This window comes from Sunxiuqinia indica (assembly GCF_009847015.1).
Lineage (GTDB): Bacteria > Bacteroidota > Bacteroidia > Bacteroidales > Prolixibacteraceae > Sunxiuqinia > Sunxiuqinia indica.
The window spans coordinates 1-17,346 of the sequence record NZ_WVEM01000027.1; the positions used below are offsets into that span (position 1 = coordinate 1).

A 17,346-nucleotide genomic window follows, 5' to 3' on the forward strand; every position below is an offset into this window, starting at 1 on the left:
CGGTATCTTTATTGCTCATAAATGGGTGCGTTAGAAAGTGTTGTTGTTTTGCTTAATATACTTAAAGATAACACTTTGCACCCATTTTATTGTACTCGAGATGAATAATTCGGGTTAAATACAGCCAGCCTTTGCTGGTTCTGATGTAGGTGATGTCAGAAACCCAAACCTGACCTGACCTTGCTACCGTAAAAATTCTCTGTTCAATACGTTAGGGGCAACTGGGTAACCATGTCTGGAATCGGTAGTTGCTACAAACTTTCTTTTTCGTTTTGCTCGTATTCCTGCCGCTTTCATAATCCTTGCGGTTCTTTGCCGTGATACCACAAACCCAAGTGTTTGTAGTTCTTCCGTAATCCTCGGGCTTCCATAACTTTGGTAACTTGCCTCGAAAACCTCTTTTATTGTCACCAGCAACTGCTCGTTTTCTGTCCAAAGTTTTGAAGGACCACTCTTCATCCATCGGTAATAACTGCTTTTGCTTATTTTAAACACTTTACACATCATCTCAATAGAAAATCGGGGTCGGTGGTCGCTTATAAACTGGTAGATTTCCCATCGCTCACGGAGAAGATGCTGATTGCCTTTTTTAAGATATCCCTTTCCATTTTTGCATCCCTAAGCTCTTTTTGTAATCGGGCATTTTCACGTTCCAAGTCTGTCATCTTGGGGGTACCATGACCTGGAAAACTGTTCTTGTCATATTGTTTAAACTCTTTACGCCAACGGTAAAGTAATGCTCTTTCAATTCCTAATTCTTTGGCAATCTCTGTTGCACTGCCTCTTGCATAAGAAAGTTCTACTGCCTTTTTCTTGAATTCTTTGTCAAACTTTTTTCTCATCTGATTCATAATTGTAAGTAAGTAAAAATAGTACTTAACTCACCGTCCAGTCAAATGTAGCACTTCCAGTCAGAGTGATTATCTCACTAGTTAATTATATGAGTATGAATTTCCCCAAGGCCTTAATTGAACGGTTACACCATTTCCACCCCATATTTCATATGCGGTAATCTGTATCGCAGCAATAGTTCCTACAACCTTTGTAACAAGAGGTTCAGGTTTACCGGAAGAGAGAAAGACACTTCCGGTAAAAATGAGAATCATTAAAAAAGTATTAAACCTCATGTGTCAGGATATCAATGTTCGATAATTTTAAATGGAGACTTACCAACTATGGTTAACTAAGATTGTTCCTGTTATGATTATTTTTGATCATATATTTTATACAATACATCAAACTACCTAAGCCTGGTAGTATAACGATCATAATTATATTCAAAATCTTTTTCTCAAAACTATCTTTGGAATGTAAAGCATGTAAAATAGTTCCTGCCAAAAATGCTATCAACAATATATTTACAAGCACGATATTCGAGGATATAATGTCTTTCATAGGAGGCGTAAATTTATATTACCATCAATACTATAATTCGTTCTACTCACTTCGAATAAAGAAGATTCAAACAATACATAGGTTATAACATCCCCTCTAACACCATATTGGATGTTGTTATTGTTATTAGCAAAACTTGCAACTCCTGCTGTTTGTTTCCATCCTAAAAACCAAGAAGAACTAGACTCTGTACTTGTAACAGTAATAGAACTTCCAATATATGTGTAAGCAAGATGAATAAGGACAGATAAACCACCAACATTTTCCGCTTCCGTATCAATTATTCCGGATCCTGACTCTAAAGATCTAGTTTTTAAACGAGGAATATTTAAATTTTCTAATTTATTCGTAAAAATATCAACGACTATTTCACCGCCTTTTTCTAATATTATTCTGTTTTGAGTGCCATTCTTAACATTTATCTGTAGATTATTCAACTGGTATATTATATTATCAAACTCTTTCTGGCTATGTACCTTTAATGGTTCAATTCCATTGGGTAATTCACTCATAGAGATTTGCGTTACATTGCAAAGACCATAATCTTGTGGTAAGGTTAGTATGTCTAATTCTTCTTTTTCACATCCTTGAAAGATAACACTTAGGATGGTAATGCTCATTAATACAATAAGATAGTTTAACGATTTTGTAACTCTTGATTTACTTTGAAAACTCATAACTTCGCAAATTTTTAAGGAGGTCTGTCTGTTCAAATTTTCAGACCTCCTTGATTAAAATCAATTTAAAGTCTCCATTTTCGAAGGTTTCGGCTTCCGGGAGTTGGAGGCTTCTCTTTTTCAACACACTGCCGTAGCTCATAACTTACTGTTCTTCAGTTATGAGTTGGTCTAGAATTTTTCAACTTGTGTCCATTGTGTCTTTTCATAAGTCTTGAGGTGAAGATTTTTAGCATAGGTTAATTGAATTTATCTATTCTATCTTTCATCTCGTCTATTCCAAGAAAGAGATTATCAAACACAATTTTATTTTCTACGGGCCTACAAATCACATAATGGTCATATTTTCTACTTCCTATTTTCAGTTTAATGAGATACACTCTATCGCCGATATATACAGTCTTTCTGAAAGATTCCCTCATTTTTTTTAAATTAGATTCCCATTCCGATCGGTATAAAGCTTCTTTGGATGGATCTTTCTTAATTTTTTCAGGAATATTTCCCCTTGGTTTTCCAAAAAAATAAAATTCTCTTGTATAGATAGTTGTATCGGCATTGCCTTTTTCCCCATAGGAGGCTGAAATTCTGCAACCTAATGATTTCCAATTGTTCAACAGGACTGCGTAATGCTCGATCAGGCTACTGTCTTTCAATGTTTCAACGTATTTATATGACAACAGTTCTGTTTCGTTATAATTGGTTACCCATTTAGGCCAGTTCCGAAACAGGTTTTCAAAATTACATTCGCATGACGTTCGTGAATCACCATACTCATATATCGTCACATTATCCCATTTGGGATCATGAACGACTTGTCCATATGCAACAATATTTACGATCAGGAAAACTAACGGTAAAACCTTTCTTTTCATTGTACTAACTTTATTATCAATGAGAATAATAACGGATATAATGGAAATCAGCGTCAGAATGAAAGCAGTTCATCCCAACGCCAATAATTTTCAATTTAAAAATTAATTTAGTTCACCAGGGGCGACGTACTCTTCCCCTGTGGTGCCTGTGCCGCCTCCTGAGATAGTAAATCCACTTCCATTCCATATAACGCTTACAGAAACTCCTGCTCCATAAGCATAACCCCATGCAAAGTCCAAATGGCCATTTGTTCCCGTTTCAAATGAAATTGAATGAATATTTGCAGCGCAACTAAAACCAAATGCAGCATCATGATAGGCTGTCATAGATTTGTCTGCTATAGATTTTTGTGAACCAACCAAAGAACTAGTTACAGTACATTGAATATTATAATACCATACTCTTATACCATACAAGTTGTATGCTTCATCCTGTTTCTGAAATGTATATTGGATATCCTCATCGCCATCTTCTGTACTTGCTGACTTTAAACGAGGAATTGTTATCGATATATTTTCATCACTTTTTGTTTTTCCAGAGACAAAATGGATGAAATACAGAAAATTGTCAAAAACGATACCTTTTTTCTCAGATATGAGACATATTGTATTCAGTGGTTTCCCCTCGTATTTCCATTCAAGGTTAACCAAGCCCAAATCATTTTTCTCAAAAAAATATACCGCATCAGACAAGGGCGATTTATCAGATTTTACAGGTACTGAGTTTTTCGCATATTCTGAATCGGGCATTAACATAGTTAAGAGAAGTTTATAGTCAGACTTTGACATACCCTGGTCAACGATCGTAAATTTTTCTGAACCATCTTCATATACAGGGAAAGAGGTGTTATTATCTATCATTTCAGACTTAACCCTTTCTAGTTCATCTTGACTGCCAATATTCCTAATATATTGGTAACCCACCATTTCAAGGTCATTTTCACTCATAAGAAAGTTATTTTCAATGACTTTGTTCAGTTGAGCTTCCCAAATTGGTATATCTTCTGGAATCTTATATTTTTTATTTATAAATCTGAATTCATCGGACAGTAATACTGAACTACTTTTTAGTTCAGACATGGAATCCTGCACTTCTGGGATTTCATACATTGATTCGCTACAGCCTAGCATTAATATTACAATGCCAACAGCAATAGTGTACAAACTAAAAGTCCATAATTGTTTCTTAATTTTTTTCATAGTTTTTAAAAATTAAAAGTTAATCGATAATTAATTTGTTTTTTTATTTAAAATCTGACGATTTTGCTTTCAGCTTCTTTTTTACGGGCTGCATCCAAGATTTTTGCAGGGTTTATTGTTTCCGAGCTTCGTTATTTGCTATTTGTGTACATTTTAAGTTGAAATTAATGATTCGAAAGATTTATTGTTTTACCTTAATGTTGAGAAATACGTTGTCCCAAATTACCTTCTTTGTCGTACTGCTACATACGACAAAAGAGGTATATATTTGTCCGCTATCTTTGAAGAATACAACAAATACTTTATCTCCCGTTTTAACAAAAGTTTTAAACGCCATTTTAAGTCTTTCTCGCTCTTGTTCAAATGCATTAACTATTTGTGTGGCTTTTGATGGGCTACTATTTGTGGTGTCGCACAAGCTGCCAAAAGTTTTTATGCTAAAAGACTGTGCAAAAACAATAGAACTAGTATTAACAGTGGAGGTCGAGAAAAGACTATTCTTTACTATGCCTAATAAACTCTTGTTCTCAGTTAGTAATTTAGAATATAATTCAATTGAAGAAGTGTCAGTTATTGTTTCTACAAAAGAATAATTTACCAGGGTAAAATCATCTGCATTGGTTATATTGTCATTATTCCAATTATTAAATAAATTTTTAAAATTCATTTCACAAGTAGTTAATGGTTCGCCAAACTCATAAATATTTAAAGAAGGCTTATGTTGCCCATTGGAATTGAGAAATAGTAACCCTAACAGGATTGTTTTCAGACATTTTCTCATTTTAATGCAATTTAATTTAGATCATTAGGTGTAATATAAGATCTACCAGAACCGTGTGCTTCTGAACCTAAAGCAGTGCCCATTTTAACAGTATAATTACCTCCTGAGAACTCAATCGTTGCCGATACCAATGGAGTCGCTAAATACCATGCCCACGCAATATCATAATGCCCTGATGATCCTGCTGTGAATGAATTTGTTGTAACTCTTGAGTCAGATGTGCCGATTGAAATATAGTCAGTTGCTGTTTCTGTGTGAGAGTTAATGAATTTTGTTCCGTTTTTTGTTTCTCCTTCTGCGGAAACTGATATCGTTACACCTCCTCTTTCGCTTCCCCATAGCCAATATGCAGTTCCCCCGTAGGTTCTGGAATACGAAATTGGTTCGCTTGATGGATCTTCTTCCATGTTTGCTGATTTTAGCCTTACGAGATGGGAAATCGATTCAACTTCATCTTTCATTTTAAAGATCATGATATTTGCAGCTAAAATATCTTTCATAAATTTAGGTTTATGTTGCCATCAATTCAGTAATTATTTTCAGACATGATTAGTAATTCTTTTATAGAGGCGGATAACGAGACAACTATTGACCTCTTCTCGTTAATAGCGAAATATTCAATCGCCGTTTTGGGGGGCATCAAGTTTAGTTGATTGATCAATTCGGTTCTGGAATCTTCACCTATACGATAAATATATAGGTTTTTATAAGTTGCTAAAGAATACACTCCTGCCACCAGGCAAATATCCAACGCATTTTTTAGATAATAGGATAGGAGAAACCCAACTAAGTATAAAACCCCAAAAGCAAGAGCTTTATAGGTTATGCTTTTATAAAATAATACCGACTCGAAGAAAAAAATCTTCTTCTTCCAGAAAATAATGGATTCCGATTGTCGCCTGAACGCTTGGAAATAATCGATTGTGCTGGTCATTACAATGCCAATCCATGCAATCAGGTTAAATATAGTTAATCTTTCACCTATAAAGGAGAGTGTATAGGGAGTTATCAAATAAAGCAAAAAGTAATAAAGTACGATATTGGGCAGCAATATTCTCCAGACTATTTTTACTGATTCTCTTAATAAATTGTAGATCATTGTTTTAAGTTTTTAATCTTTATTGGTAAATACCTATGGGATTAACTCTGACCCAGTTTTATCTACCTTGGAAGATTCTACCCCTAATGTGACTCCGCCAACAGAGATACCTAAAATTATAGAGCCCCTCACCCTATAGTCTATTGTTATATCGTCAGCTTTCCATGCATGCGATTGATTATCTTTCCAAGAAAAAATATATTGATCAATTGAATTCCATGAAATATCTTTAAGCTCTGAACTTATACTCAAGACTTCATCTATAATATCTGATACAGGTTTGTACATGTACCCAATTGAGCTATATAGTCGGCTGGTTGGATTTCCGGAAAGGGTTGAGGAAAAGGTTGCAATAGGTATATCCTCAATGATTTTGTATGTCGGGGTGTCATTATCTCCTTCTGTTTGAGATGATTTTAAGCGGGGTATTGATAAATCAATAGCTTTCATTTCACTTATTTCATCAGTAATATTTATACTTTCTAACAGTGAAATAATCTCAGAAGAAATGTCATCGACATTTTTTATACGATCGTTAGTTAAATTATTGACGTAGAAGCTATCTGGTTCCTCTCCTTTTTTAAAATATATTATCCTACATTTCGAGCTTAGTACTTTAATGAGTTCTAAACCCTCATCACTTATGTTCTCATCATTCAGTACCCATTCTGGAATATCATTTAACTGGTGGAATTGCATGTCGACCTGCTGTTCCTCTTCAATAGGGACGAGTTCTGTGCTACAAGCACATACTGTAATCATAACGATTAAAGCCAAGATTGCTTTTTTCATAATTTTTTTAATTTAAAAGTTAATTGATAATTAATTTGGTTATTTGTTCAAAATCTGACGATTTTACTTTCAGCTTCTTTTTTGCGGGCTGCATCCAGTTGTTTCAGCAGTTCCGGTTTATTGTCCGAGATGTCCTGCCTGGCAAAAACATGTTTCCGGGAATTGTCGATATACACCCATTCGGTGGCAACCAGTAGCTTTAGCTCATAAGCATACAGTTCGTTTATCACCTGGTTGTGGTCTTTTTGTTCCACCAGCTTATATTTAAGCAGGTTTTCCCATTGCCGGCCGGCATTCTCTGTTGCCTGGTCCTGCCTTTGCAGGCGCAGGTAGTGATTGAACTGTGCCGGGCTTAATGTAGCTATGAGTTGTTTGTATTCTGCGATCTTCCGGTCGAAGCGGGTATTGCTTCTGCTTTGTTTATAGGCTTCTTCCTGCTGGAGGCAGGCTTCAAACCCACTGATCAGCGAATCCACCTGGGTGCGACGCAGGTTCATCTCTTTTCTTTGGTTGATCGCATCCTTGCTTACCGACCACCAGGGCATGCTTTTATAGACTCTTAGTTGCTGCAGAATTACCGGTTCCTGGCCTTCCAGGGAGGCCTTCTCCTGTTCATACTTTATTTTATTTCCGGAATCTTTCAGGTAAGCCAACCTGATTCGGGTGTTTAACTCGTACCCCAGAATGGCAGGATAGTACCGTGCACTGTCGGTCGAAGTGGAGCAGAAGCCGTCATTTTCCAGTTCGAGCAGGTGTCGTTGAGCAGCCCTGGTGGCTTCCGCTTCATTTTTCAGCCGGTAATAGGTCATGTGCTGCTCCCTGGTAAGCAGGCTGTCTGTCACCCGGAAATCCTGCAGGGAAAGATCGAAGCCTTTTTCATCATTTCGCTTCTCCAACCATACACTTTGCCGGAGCAGTTCCGCAACCTGATCTTCGCTCAGGCCGACGGACCCCTGCAATCGAACAATGTCCCGCAGCCGGGAACAACCGGAGATTCCCCTGGTCGTCAGCCGGTATTCATTGTATTCCAGGGGGGACAATATCCGCAGTAAACCTTCATCAGTTGCTTTGTATTGTTCGGCAACTTCAGCCCAAGGGGTACCCTGGCTTAGAGCTTCCCGGGCCAGGCTATCCTTTTTTATAAAGTAATTTCCCAGGCGGATTTGGCTGTCTTCACATAGAGCGGTTTTCTGCGCGGTCTCTTCGATCCGCAGCAGGATATGAGTCGGGAACCGATATAAAGTTCCAGGGCTAAGCTGGCTGTACAACAGGTTACTTTTCCCGACCAGAGCCAATAGCAGAATGATAAAAAGGCGTTTCATTATATTGGAAAAGTTTGGTTCGTGTTTTTCATTTTATTTCGGTTTCTATTTTATAGAATTGTGTTGGTTCTTATTTTTAGCTCGTTGGTATTTACCACCAGAACCGGGTACCGTCTTCCGTTATTATAAAAGGGCGTTCTTTTCCCTGGGAGTATTCCGGAACCAGTCGCAGCAGGGCATGTAAGGGCACTTCGTCAAAGGTTAAACGGGGAGTAGAGACTGAGGCAGTTTTCTCTGCGATCAGTTTCCATTTGGTGTCCCAGTAATACAGACAGTATTTCTTCCCGGGGCGGAACTTCAGGTAACGGTCCTGCTCTTCAATGATAATACTCCTGTTACCCATTGTGTCCGGCTTTAGTAGTAACTTTCTGTTATAGCCGTTTGCAAAAGGGTATCCGGCAGGGACCAGTCTCTTTTTCCTGTAATACATAGGCAGGATCACCGTGCCGTCAGACATGTTGGGAAAACTTACCGTATCGTTTAGCGCTTTTCCCCACCAGGCCACCTGCCAGCGCCCCATACTGAACATGCAGGCATAAACCACCGGTATGGGTTCCCCTTTTTTGTCCGTTTTTTCTGCATGGTCTTCTGGTACTTTCTGTTGTGGGAACAAAGGGAGCGCAAGATCAGAACACTCCCAGTAAGTCGGCGTCACATCCACAATGTTCGGTTTTTGCAGGTAACAGGGCGGGATATCCCGGGGTTCGTTAATTGACGCAAGGGCATCCGGCTGTCGGGAATAAGTATAGCGAACCACTTTGGCTGGTTCCCGGTCCAGCCTTCCGCCGGTTATCTCATTTTTTGTTGCGTCGTATTCAATGGGATTCATTTTTTGGTCAAAAACGGTGTTCATGAAATGACGACCGTAAGAGGTCCCCCAGAAAGCGACCATGTTGTAGGAAACCGGGATGGACTGGGAGCGGAGTGTAAAAACCTGCAGTGAGGCCACATCTTCACAAGCTCCTTTTTTGCGGAATAGCAATTGTTTTGCATCCAGCCTGGGCAGCGGCTCATTGCGGGTTTCCCGTCCAATATTAAAATCGAACCACCGCCGGTAGTCCAGGGCAGCATAAATAAGCACCTGTTTCAGGGGTTTGTTTTCCAGGCTGTCGGTGAGCCACCGGTAACGGTTATAGTAGTCCTTTCGCCAGTCCTGTACCGGTTCTGTGGTCACGCGGTAAGGAAGGACATATTCGCAAAAGTCACGAAAAGGAATATCCTTAAATTTGGATATCCTCCAGTGGTCCACGGCCAGGTTGATGTTGTTGATCAGGAACTGCCCGGAAAGGGAAGTCAGATCCTCCAGGATGGTATCTTTAAAGGTCAGCCCGCCCTTTATTTTTTTAATGGAATCCATGGCTGCCACGGCGGAGGGGAAATCGGGATAGTCAAACTCGTTAAAGGGGACCCGTTTGCCGTCCCGGTCTTTCCAGTAATAAGTCTCCGAGTGATGGATGTCCATGTTGGCGATCAGGAAATAAGCGGCCTTTAGTTTCAGGCTGTCCCCGCTTTGTTTAAAGTAGCTGATGGCTTTTTCCAGCTCCGGACGGTTTATCCCGGCGTTTTTGAGGTTGGCTTCCACCGCGGGTGGATACTTCAGGTTTGGCGAAATAGTACATCCTATGAAAATAATAAGATAAACAGGAACAATGCCGTGGAATGGTATTTTATGTTTTTTTTTCAAGGTTTTTGTGTTTGTGTTTTATGTTTTTTTGTAATCTTTTGTTCAAAATTACGGTAGAATGCACTTGGTGAGGGGGGGCAAATCAGTATAAAAAGAAGGTTATTTTTGCAAAATGATTTTTTATGTTTATAAATTCTTGTTTCGAGAATAAAGGACAAGGAATCGGTAAGCGCCTGCAGTTGTGAATCGTGATAGGCTCTTGCTATTGCCAACGGGAGCCAATTCATCAGTTCAAGTTGCCGGGTGCTGAATATACGGGCAAAAAACGGATTTGAACAAATTGATAGAGTACCGGGTCTTATAAGCTACAGTCAATCAAGTGTTTTCGAGAAGGGTGACCTATAATAAAAAGGATAGAAAAGGAGAAGGTTTTATTCATAGATTCAATTTCCATTAGTCACAAAGCGTCTGACGGATAAGCTCTCAGACAGTTGTTTCTGATTTCTACCGGGTATTGCTCTGATCTGTTTCAGACAAATACCTTTTCGCTTTAGCCCGGATCCTGGAAACAGTTACGGACGGGATTTTTATCGTTTTATTCAGGATCTTTTTTGCAATTTCTTTGGCATTGACTTTTTCTCCCGCTTGCCGGTAGATCTCGAAAAGCTTGTAGAATGGCAAAAACGGCAGATTACCGGATGATAAAGAGACATTTACGGTAAAAATTACAATCTAACGCGAAGATCTTTTTTTGTGATAGAAGTTATCGGTAGAATTTGAGCTGAATTCAATTTAATGCTCGGGACGAGTTTGTTTTTCCTGTTTCAGGGCATCGTTTACAAATTGATCGAAATCGACAATGAGTGTGTCAAGTCCGCTTGAAAAATAGCTTGTTTGTGTTTTAGGACCGAAATACCGATGTGGAACGCCACAACTATCAGTTGCTTCCCAATTACCAGAATAGGTATAAGAGATAAAAATCTTGTCGGTACCAACACTTTCTATTTTGCCTGGATAATACCTTTTAAACGGAGCCTTATTAATTATTTGTTTCTTGCTAATATAGGGAGCCTTATTCGGTAACCAGTTCGCGTAAAAGAATGATGAATCCGAGTCAAAAATGACTGCATTATTATAACGGGGGCGGTCGAGCCAGTAAATATTATCTAATACAGCCAATACAGTATCTTCTATTTCAACAGGAGGTGAATAGCGGATAATTTTATGTCCATAGATAAAGAACTGACCAAATTGGCAGTAATAATCGATTCTTTCTGAATCAAAAGTTTCTTTTTTATCCCAATAGGTCTCGGGACGGTAAAATCTTTCGTTCAGAACATCTAAAATTGTTTGACTCTGTGGATTATAACTTATAGTAATTATTTTTTCACGGTTTATCGATTTTAACGTATAGGTACTGTATAATTGTTTTTGATTGTTATATTCCACTTGTTGATGCCTTATTCCCTCATAGTTTTTTATTCCGTATTCAATAATGTTGAGAACTTGGGGAATGCTAATTTTGTAAGCGAAAATTGATAACACAAGGCCTTCCTCTGCCGATAGTTCTCCTGTTATGATGTATGGAGAACTCTTACGGGATTGTTGATCATAGACACTGGATCCTGTGTCCCAGGTGTACTCCCCCTTACCAACAGACAAATAATAGTTTGATTGAAAATCCGGCTCCACATAGCAGTGTTTGTAGCTGATTACTATTTTGTGATCGAAATTCATTTCTTCGGATAATTTTTCTGCATACATACCGAGAATGAACGCTTTGCGGATTTCTTCGTAGTGAAACCCTGTTGTAATAGATACCGATACGTTACCGTATTGAGCATCGTAACCATAGTCGGAATGAGAAAAGCCTGTTTGTGGAAACAAAAATACGATTGCACAGGTAAGCTGTATTGTGATTTTTTGGTAGTTGAAATGCTTTGTATTCATAATGAAGAATTTGTAGGTTGTTTTCATCGCGGTTGTTGGTGTATTATGGTTTAGGGGTAACCACGGACAACCGGGGCTTGGCTGCCCGTAGTTGTTGAGATTATTTCGACGACTCTATTTGTTTTCTTCGCTGTTCTTCCAGCTGTTCCTGAAGCTTATTGTCTTTGATGTACGCTGCGGGGTACTTGAATTTTAACTTTTTCAATTTTTTTCTTGGCATCTTCCAGATATTATCCCATTCAGTATTCCATATAAAGTGAGGTACATTGATACCTTTTACTTGACCAGTATCAGTCCAAACACTAACCCAATTGGATAAAGATTGAGACATTCTGAGTATCCACTTACTGTTTCTCCGCAATAGATCAGGTGGTTTTCTGGTTGTTTCTGCTTTTCCGCTAATTCCCATTGGGTTAGGTAAATGTAGTGGGCTTCTTGTTCCGGGTTGTAACTAAACCGGATTATTAAATAGGGCCTGTTGTGCTGTAGATCAGTCTTTTCCTCACCGATCAGTGGGGGAAGAACATTTGGCCCCTCGCGATAATATCCAGGCGCATGGGTGAGAAGCGTTAGTTTTGCGTGTGCGATTATTAAAGCTTCCTTGTCGTTTTTGTCGATATTTTTAAAGGGTATTCGTTTATTCTTGGCTATAATTTTGCGCTGAGCTTTTTTTACCGAATCCTGCTGTTGCTGGCTTAGCTCGAACGGGGAATGGTCCATGTAGGAACTAGCACTAGCCGGTACCATTGTAGGTGGTGTAGCTGGGATTTCCCGTTGTTTTTGCATCTGTCGCCGGATGGAGTCCATTCGACAATCTGACCATGCTCGAATAATGGAATCTCTGAAATTTTTTGCCTCATTTGGGGGCATTTGTTTCTTTTGCTCCAACTGGCTGTTACTAAGGATCGAACGTGCTTTGCCTATTTTTTGAGAGTAAGCAAGTTTAACATTTAGAACCAATAGAAGGCTTAGTAAAAGAATAATATTCGTTTTCATAATGAATTGTGTTTAAAAAGTAAACACGGGCAGATTTGGGCTGTACTGCCCGTGTTTGTTGGTTTTATTCTGACGATTCTTTTTGTTTTTTCAGAATCGGGGCTTCCAACTCTTCACGAAGCTTATCATCTTTAATATACATTGTAGCGTATTTAAATACTATTTCTTCCAATCTTTGTTCTTTTGGCATAGTTCCAATGGCTCGGCCTCTATCTGGATCATTGATGCTCTTTACCTCACCGGTATCTGTCCAAATTTCGACCATAACATTTGAATAAAGGTTGAGATATTTTACGCGACGTCCATCCTTAGGGTCTCCACAATAACGATAACGGGCGATATCTGGTGAGTATGATTTGAAAAAATAATTGTAGTAAACTTCTTGTTCCGGGTCGTAGCTAAAGCAGATTTCAGAATAAGGTCTGTCGTTGTAATCATATATTTTATCACTGATCAGGGGAGGAGCAACATTGGAGCCCTCACGATAGTACGCAGGGGCGTAAGTGAGCATGATTATTTTTGCCTTTGCAATCATTACAATTTCCTGTTCGCATTTGTCGAGTTGCGTGAAGGGTGTTTTTTTATACCGATCAATAATTTTGCGCTGGGCTTTTTTTACCGAATCCTGTTGTTCTGGATTGAGGTCGAAAGGGGAACGATCAAGAGTGGGTGTCCAGTCAAATGTTTCGGATATTTGCCCTGTCGGAAGTTCCCGTTGTTTCTGCATCTGTCGCCGAATGGAGTCCACTCGAAAATCTGCCCATGCCCGAATAATGGAATCTCTGAAAATTTTTGCCTCATCAGGGGGCATTTGTTTCATTTGTTCCAATTGGCTGTTACTAAGGATGGAACGTGCTTTGCCTATTTTTTGAGAGTAAGCAAGTTTAACATTTACAACCAATAAAAGGCTTAGTAAAAGAATAATATTCGTTTTCATAATGGTTATTCGTTTTCGTGGTGAAAAAGTAAACACGGGCAGGTATGGGCTGTACTACCCGTGTTTGTTGGTTTTATTCTGACGATTCTTTTTGTTTTTTCAGAATCGGGGCTTCCAACTTTTCACGAAGCTTATCATCTTTAATATGCATGGTATTGTATCTGAATCTTTTTAAAAGTCTTTTGTTTTTTGAACCTGTATCGAGCGCATATCCTTTTGACCCAATCATAATATCCTGAACTTCTCCGGTATCTGTCCAAATTCTGACCATAACATTTGGATAAAGGTCGAGATAATCTATTGCACCCCATCGGAGGGTGTCGTGATAACGATAACGGTATGACAGTTCTTCGTCGTCAGGTAATTCCGATTTTTCAAAATAGGCATAGTGGGCTTCTTGTTCGGGGTCGTAACTAAAGCGGATTTCAGAATAAGGCCTGTCGTAATCAGCTATTTCCTCACCAATCAGGGGAGGGGCAACATTGGGACCTTCACGATAGTACGCAGGGGCGTAGGTGAGCATGGTAAGCTTTGCCTTTGCGATCATTACAATTTCCTTGTCGCATTTGTCGAGTTGCGTGAAGGGCGTTTTTTTATACCGGGCAATAATCTTTCGCTGAGCTCTTTTTACCGAATCCTGCTGATTTGCCGTCAGGTCAAATGGGGAATGTTCAAGTGTAGGACCCCAATCGAAGGTTTCGGATATTTGCCCTGTCGGAAGTTCCCGTTGTTTCTGCATCTGTTGCCGGATGGAGTCCACTCGAAAATCTGCCCATGCCTGAATAATGGAATCTCTGAAAATTTTTGCCTCATCAGGGGGCATTTGTTTCATTTGTTCCAACTGGATGTTACTAAGGATGGAACGTGCTTTGCCTGTTTTTTGAGGGTAAGCAATTTTAACATTTGCTACCAACAGGATGATTAGTAAAATGATGAGTTTTGTTTTCATAATGAATTGTGTTTAAAAATTAATATCGTTATTTGTTTTATTGTTCTTTACTCGGGGTTTGAGCGGGTCGGGGCACCACAATAATAGATTTTCATAGCCGCGTTTTTATCGTGGCCGCCTCTTAATTCCCCATTTACCAAGCCTTCGCAATAGTCTAAAACTAACCAAGTGTAAAGTGAGTTGCTAGCTCCCGGTTTATCCCAATTTTCGGATGGACCGGGTATGCGTTTTGTCTCATAAGAGCATTCTGTAAGAGGAGGATGAGTATGGAAATTAGCAAGTATATATTTAAAAGGTTGAGTCGGATTTCTATTAAAATTATCTTCATCTCCGGTAATGTTTACATGGGCTTCACTGCCACAACTAGAGGCATCTCCTCGGCACATCTCCCCTATTTCCAGCCTGTTACCGCCGTTAATTCTCAGGTAAATGAAAAAACCATATTCCATACGCTGGCTCACAGCTGCAATTGATTTCGCCTTAGCCTCCTCTTTCTTTTGTTGGAACTGGCCATCCTTGATGTATGTAGAATAGTCTGGCCAGTTGGCTGTAATGAGGATCGGGTCAGAAAAGACATGGATGAGTTCACCGTTTTTCATAACGGATGCTTCTGCCCTGATCTCGTACCGGCCTCCCCTGCAAATTTGGTATCCTTTGGAATTGCCATCTTTGGTAACATTATTTACTACATCAATACTCCATCCTTCAGCAAAGTTATTTCCTGCCTTGCTTATCTGGTAGGTTAGGTCAGATACATACTCATCGTCGTCGAATGCAATGCCTTCAAATTCTGTCTCTAAAGAAAAATTACCATAATCATTCCAAAGGTCAATTTCGTTGCCGCCCGACCTGCTACGGAACGTTAAGTTTACCTGGTAGGCTGTTGCCGATTTTAGTTTCAGCATTAAATCGTTTTCGGGGAGCGGTTCTTGTTCGGAACAGCTGTTGAATACGATGTACATTAACAGCAACATCAGTATTCCCGGAAATCTATTCTTCTTCATGTGTTTAAATTTTAAAAAATGGTTTTTATTCGTAATAATTTTATTTAATTAGTTAGATGGAATTTACCATGAGTTAATAATTATTTAATCAGGGACGTTTCATTTTTGTTTTTTTAAGCGCTTGTAAGGGTCAAAGGGAGGTGGACGATTCTCGTAGCCTGTGCGATAAGAAAAAGGATGAAACTCTCTCTCTTGCCAGTTCTTGTATTTCCCGTCTTCCCATAGCGGCGGATCAAAAGAATCACCGACGTTGCTATATGCCGGAACAAAGTAACCAATTGCTTGTCCACCTTCTGCCCATACATGAACAATAAAGATGCATTCGTCTTTTACCAATAGTTTTTCTTTTGTCGTATCATAAAAAAACTCGATTTCATAATAGGGTTTGCCAAAATCTCGTGGACTATCACTAATTTTGCGTGTAATCTCAGGCTTCTTATCACATTCACGGTAAAAGTCCGGGGCAAACATTACGTTGATCTTTTTGCCTTTGGCAACAAGGAAAGAGTCGCGTGCTGCATCCGGCCACGTTGCAAGGTTGGAGTCAGGATACATCGCTCTGTACTTCTGAATAACCTGTCGGGAGTTCTCCAGTACTTCCTGTTTCTTTTCTTCGCTCAACGGGAAAGGGTATCTTCGATACTTTTTGTTCTTCCTGTGCCACTGAAGCAGAAACACCGCCCAAAAGCAGGGCACAAATAACGGCTAAATAAAAAAATCCTGTTTTCATTTTGATTCATTTTTTAGAAGTTCCTATCCAAATTTCAGGGGTCGGACGCAGCTCCGTATCCCCGGCCCGACAAAATTCAGATGAAGTATTTCAAATCATGGAGAAAAACAAAACTAGCCTTACTGGTAGCCTCATTTGCCTGACTGATTTTCGACTGATGAACCTGTTCCATACCCGTTTATCGTCAAAATCTCTTATTGTACGATTACGCTATCCCTTATTAGTGGGCGTTCCCAGCCATCTCCGAAATGGAGCTGCGAAATGCTGTCCGGATCAGCTATTTTGGTGAAATCAATCGTCTTGTCATGACCGGAACAAATACGGATCAATTCCTGGTTCTCTGTAAAAAAAGTTACGACTAGCACCCTGTACCACCTTTCTCTATCTCTATCTTTATCTCCAGGAGAAAAGAGGACATTCGCTATGGGCCTGGTTGCATAAGATCGTTCACCGGTCTCTAAATATTTTACTTTAGGCTCGAATACGCCCTTTTCCCCCCGGTAATAATCCGGGGCATAAGTCAGGACTGCCTTCTCCCCCATGGCAATGAAAAGCGAATCCTTTTCGGGTAGCGACAATTCTGAAAATTTTCTGCCCGAATACGTATGAATGATCTTATTCTTTTGCAATAGCAGAGAATCAATTTCTCCCGGGGTCAGCGGATAAGGGTTTTCCCCCGGCTTCATGGAGTATATAAAAACGGAATCTTCACCTTCACTAAACTTAAAAACGTGGCGGGAGGATTCTTTTTGGGCACTTGCTGAAAAAAAGTTACCCGTTAAAAAGAAAATGGCCGATAATATTAGATATTTTTTCATGTTGATAATATTTAAAAGTTAATCGCATTCAAAGAATTAATCCATAGAAGATACTGCCAATTCCTCGGGACCATAGTCATGTAAATAGCAAATAAAAAAGTATCATTTTTTCGCAACGTAAAAGTGCCATTTAGAAGACAAAAAATTATTGTTTAAATATTGTTTTTCTGTTTTCCATACGATAACTGTTGCCATCCAAT

18 protein-coding genes and 1 pseudogene are annotated in these 17,346 nt (G+C 39.2%); all 19 read right to left on the reverse strand.

Annotation, left to right across the window (positions count from 1 at the left end; all coding sequences use genetic code 11):
• Positions 1 to 82: 82 nt before the first annotated feature.
• Positions 83 to 851, reverse strand: a pseudogene (locus tag GR929_RS21960) (IS3 family transposase); the annotation flags it as partial.
• A gap of 81 nt (positions 852 to 932) precedes the next feature.
• On the reverse strand, positions 933 to 1,106 hold the full coding sequence (locus GR929_RS21410; RefSeq protein WP_159523819.1) for a hypothetical protein: 174 nt from the start codon (positions 1,104 to 1,106) through the stop codon (positions 933 to 935).
• Between the two features lie 285 nt (positions 1,107 to 1,391).
• Positions 1,392 to 2,072 carry a hypothetical protein gene (locus GR929_RS21415; RefSeq protein ID WP_159523821.1) on the reverse strand — a complete coding sequence of 227 codons (681 nt, stop codon included), beginning with the start codon at positions 2,070 to 2,072 and terminating at the stop codon, positions 1,392 to 1,394.
• Between the two features lie 239 nt (positions 2,073 to 2,311).
• On the reverse strand, positions 2,312 to 2,944 hold the full coding sequence (locus tag GR929_RS21420; protein WP_159523823.1) for a hypothetical protein: 633 nt from the start codon (positions 2,942 to 2,944) through the stop codon (positions 2,312 to 2,314).
• Between the two features lie 102 nt (positions 2,945 to 3,046).
• Positions 3,047 to 4,144 (reverse strand): hypothetical protein, encoded by a 1,098-nt coding sequence (locus GR929_RS21425; protein ID WP_159523825.1) that lies wholly within the window; start codon positions 4,142 to 4,144, stop codon positions 3,047 to 3,049.
• Between the two features lie 181 nt (positions 4,145 to 4,325).
• Positions 4,326 to 4,925 carry a hypothetical protein gene (locus GR929_RS21430; protein ID WP_159523827.1) on the reverse strand — a complete coding sequence of 200 codons (600 nt, stop codon included), beginning with the start codon at positions 4,923 to 4,925 and terminating at the stop codon, positions 4,326 to 4,328.
• A gap of 11 nt (positions 4,926 to 4,936) precedes the next feature.
• A complete protein-coding gene (locus tag GR929_RS21435) occupies positions 4,937 to 5,425 on the reverse strand; it encodes a hypothetical protein (protein WP_159523829.1) in 489 nt (162 codons plus the stop codon).
• 26 nt (positions 5,426 to 5,451) lie between these two features.
• On the reverse strand, positions 5,452 to 6,024 hold the full coding sequence (locus GR929_RS21440; protein WP_159523831.1) for a hypothetical protein: 573 nt from the start codon (positions 6,022 to 6,024) through the stop codon (positions 5,452 to 5,454).
• Between the two features lie 33 nt (positions 6,025 to 6,057).
• Positions 6,058 to 6,816 (reverse strand): hypothetical protein, encoded by a 759-nt coding sequence (locus tag GR929_RS21445; RefSeq protein WP_159523833.1) that lies wholly within the window; start codon positions 6,814 to 6,816, stop codon positions 6,058 to 6,060.
• A 47-nt stretch (positions 6,817 to 6,863) separates the two neighbouring features.
• Positions 6,864 to 8,138 (reverse strand): hypothetical protein, encoded by a 1,275-nt coding sequence (locus tag GR929_RS21450; RefSeq protein ID WP_159523835.1) that lies wholly within the window; start codon positions 8,136 to 8,138, stop codon positions 6,864 to 6,866.
• 91 nt (positions 8,139 to 8,229) lie between these two features.
• Complete coding sequence (locus GR929_RS21455) at positions 8,230 to 9,822, reverse strand: transglutaminase domain-containing protein (protein WP_159523837.1); 1,593 nt, start codon at positions 9,820 to 9,822, stop codon at positions 8,230 to 8,232.
• 732 nt (positions 9,823 to 10,554) lie between these two features.
• Positions 10,555 to 11,712, reverse strand: coding sequence for a hypothetical protein (locus tag GR929_RS21460; protein ID WP_159523839.1), 1,158 nt, complete (start codon positions 11,710 to 11,712; stop codon positions 10,555 to 10,557).
• Positions 11,713 to 11,988: 276 nt separating this feature from the next.
• Entirely contained in the window at positions 11,989 to 12,708 is a 720-nt protein-coding gene (locus tag GR929_RS21465) for a hypothetical protein (RefSeq protein WP_159523841.1), read from the reverse strand.
• A 64-nt stretch (positions 12,709 to 12,772) separates the two neighbouring features.
• Positions 12,773 to 13,645, reverse strand: coding sequence for a hypothetical protein (locus GR929_RS21470; protein WP_159523843.1), 873 nt, complete (start codon positions 13,643 to 13,645; stop codon positions 12,773 to 12,775).
• Between the two features lie 73 nt (positions 13,646 to 13,718).
• Entirely contained in the window at positions 13,719 to 14,594 is an 876-nt protein-coding gene (locus tag GR929_RS21475) for a hypothetical protein (RefSeq protein ID WP_159523845.1), read from the reverse strand.
• 47 nt (positions 14,595 to 14,641) lie between these two features.
• Positions 14,642 to 15,598 (reverse strand): hypothetical protein, encoded by a 957-nt coding sequence (locus GR929_RS21480; RefSeq protein ID WP_159523847.1) that lies wholly within the window; start codon positions 15,596 to 15,598, stop codon positions 14,642 to 14,644.
• 99 nt (positions 15,599 to 15,697) lie between these two features.
• Positions 15,698 to 16,153, reverse strand: a complete 456-nt coding sequence (locus GR929_RS21485) for a hypothetical protein (RefSeq protein WP_159523849.1) — start codon at positions 16,151 to 16,153, stop codon at positions 15,698 to 15,700.
• Positions 16,143 to 16,328, reverse strand: a complete 186-nt coding sequence (locus tag GR929_RS21490) for a hypothetical protein (RefSeq protein WP_159523851.1) — start codon at positions 16,326 to 16,328, stop codon at positions 16,143 to 16,145. Before GR929_RS21490 ends, GR929_RS21485 begins: the two co-directional genes overlap by 11 nt.
• A 194-nt stretch (positions 16,329 to 16,522) precedes the next feature.
• Entirely contained in the window at positions 16,523 to 17,146 is a 624-nt protein-coding gene (locus GR929_RS21495; protein ID WP_159523853.1) for a hypothetical protein, read from the reverse strand.
• Between the last annotated feature and the right edge of the window lie 200 nt (positions 17,147 to 17,346).

Bases quoted from the DNA above. Each gene is read 5' to 3' on its own strand.
- GR929_RS21410 (WP_159523819.1), bottom strand. From the start codon at position 1,106: ATGATTCTCATTTTTACCGGAAGTGTCTTTCTCTCTTCCGGTAAACCT.
- GR929_RS21490 (WP_159523851.1), bottom strand. From the start codon at position 16,328: ATGAAAACAGGATTTTTTTATTTAGCCGTTATTTGTGCCCTGCTTTTG.
- GR929_RS21470 (WP_159523843.1), bottom strand. From the start codon at position 13,645: ATGAAAACGAATATTATTCTTTTACTAAGCCTTTTATTGGTTGTAAAT.
- GR929_RS21440 (WP_159523831.1), bottom strand. From the start codon at position 6,024: ATGATCTACAATTTATTAAGAGAATCAGTAAAAATAGTCTGGAGAATA.
- GR929_RS21435 (WP_159523829.1), bottom strand. From the start codon at position 5,425: ATGAAAGATATTTTAGCTGCAAATATCATGATCTTTAAAATGAAAGAT.
- GR929_RS21475 (WP_159523845.1), bottom strand. From the start codon at position 14,594: ATGAAAACAAAACTCATCATTTTACTAATCATCCTGTTGGTAGCAAAT.
- GR929_RS21485 (WP_159523849.1), bottom strand. From the start codon at position 16,153: ATGTATCCTGACTCCAACCTTGCAACGTGGCCGGATGCAGCACGCGAC.
- GR929_RS21450 (WP_159523835.1), bottom strand. From the start codon at position 8,138: ATGAAACGCCTTTTTATCATTCTGCTATTGGCTCTGGTCGGGAAAAGT.
- GR929_RS21420 (WP_159523823.1), bottom strand. From the start codon at position 2,944: ATGAAAAGAAAGGTTTTACCGTTAGTTTTCCTGATCGTAAATATTGTT.
- GR929_RS21425 (WP_159523825.1), bottom strand. From the start codon at position 4,144: ATGAAAAAAATTAAGAAACAATTATGGACTTTTAGTTTGTACACTATT.
- GR929_RS21415 (WP_159523821.1), bottom strand. From the start codon at position 2,072: ATGAGTTTTCAAAGTAAATCAAGAGTTACAAAATCGTTAAACTATCTT.
- GR929_RS21460 (WP_159523839.1), bottom strand. From the start codon at position 11,712: ATGAATACAAAGCATTTCAACTACCAAAAAATCACAATACAGCTTACC.
- GR929_RS21445 (WP_159523833.1), bottom strand. From the start codon at position 6,816: ATGAAAAAAGCAATCTTGGCTTTAATCGTTATGATTACAGTATGTGCT.
- GR929_RS21465 (WP_159523841.1), bottom strand. From the start codon at position 12,708: ATGAAAACGAATATTATTCTTTTACTAAGCCTTCTATTGGTTCTAAAT.
- GR929_RS21430 (WP_159523827.1), bottom strand. From the start codon at position 4,925: ATGAGAAAATGTCTGAAAACAATCCTGTTAGGGTTACTATTTCTCAAT.
- GR929_RS21495 (WP_159523853.1), bottom strand. From the start codon at position 17,146: ATGAAAAAATATCTAATATTATCGGCCATTTTCTTTTTAACGGGTAAC.
- GR929_RS21480 (WP_159523847.1), bottom strand. From the start codon at position 15,598: ATGAAGAAGAATAGATTTCCGGGAATACTGATGTTGCTGTTAATGTAC.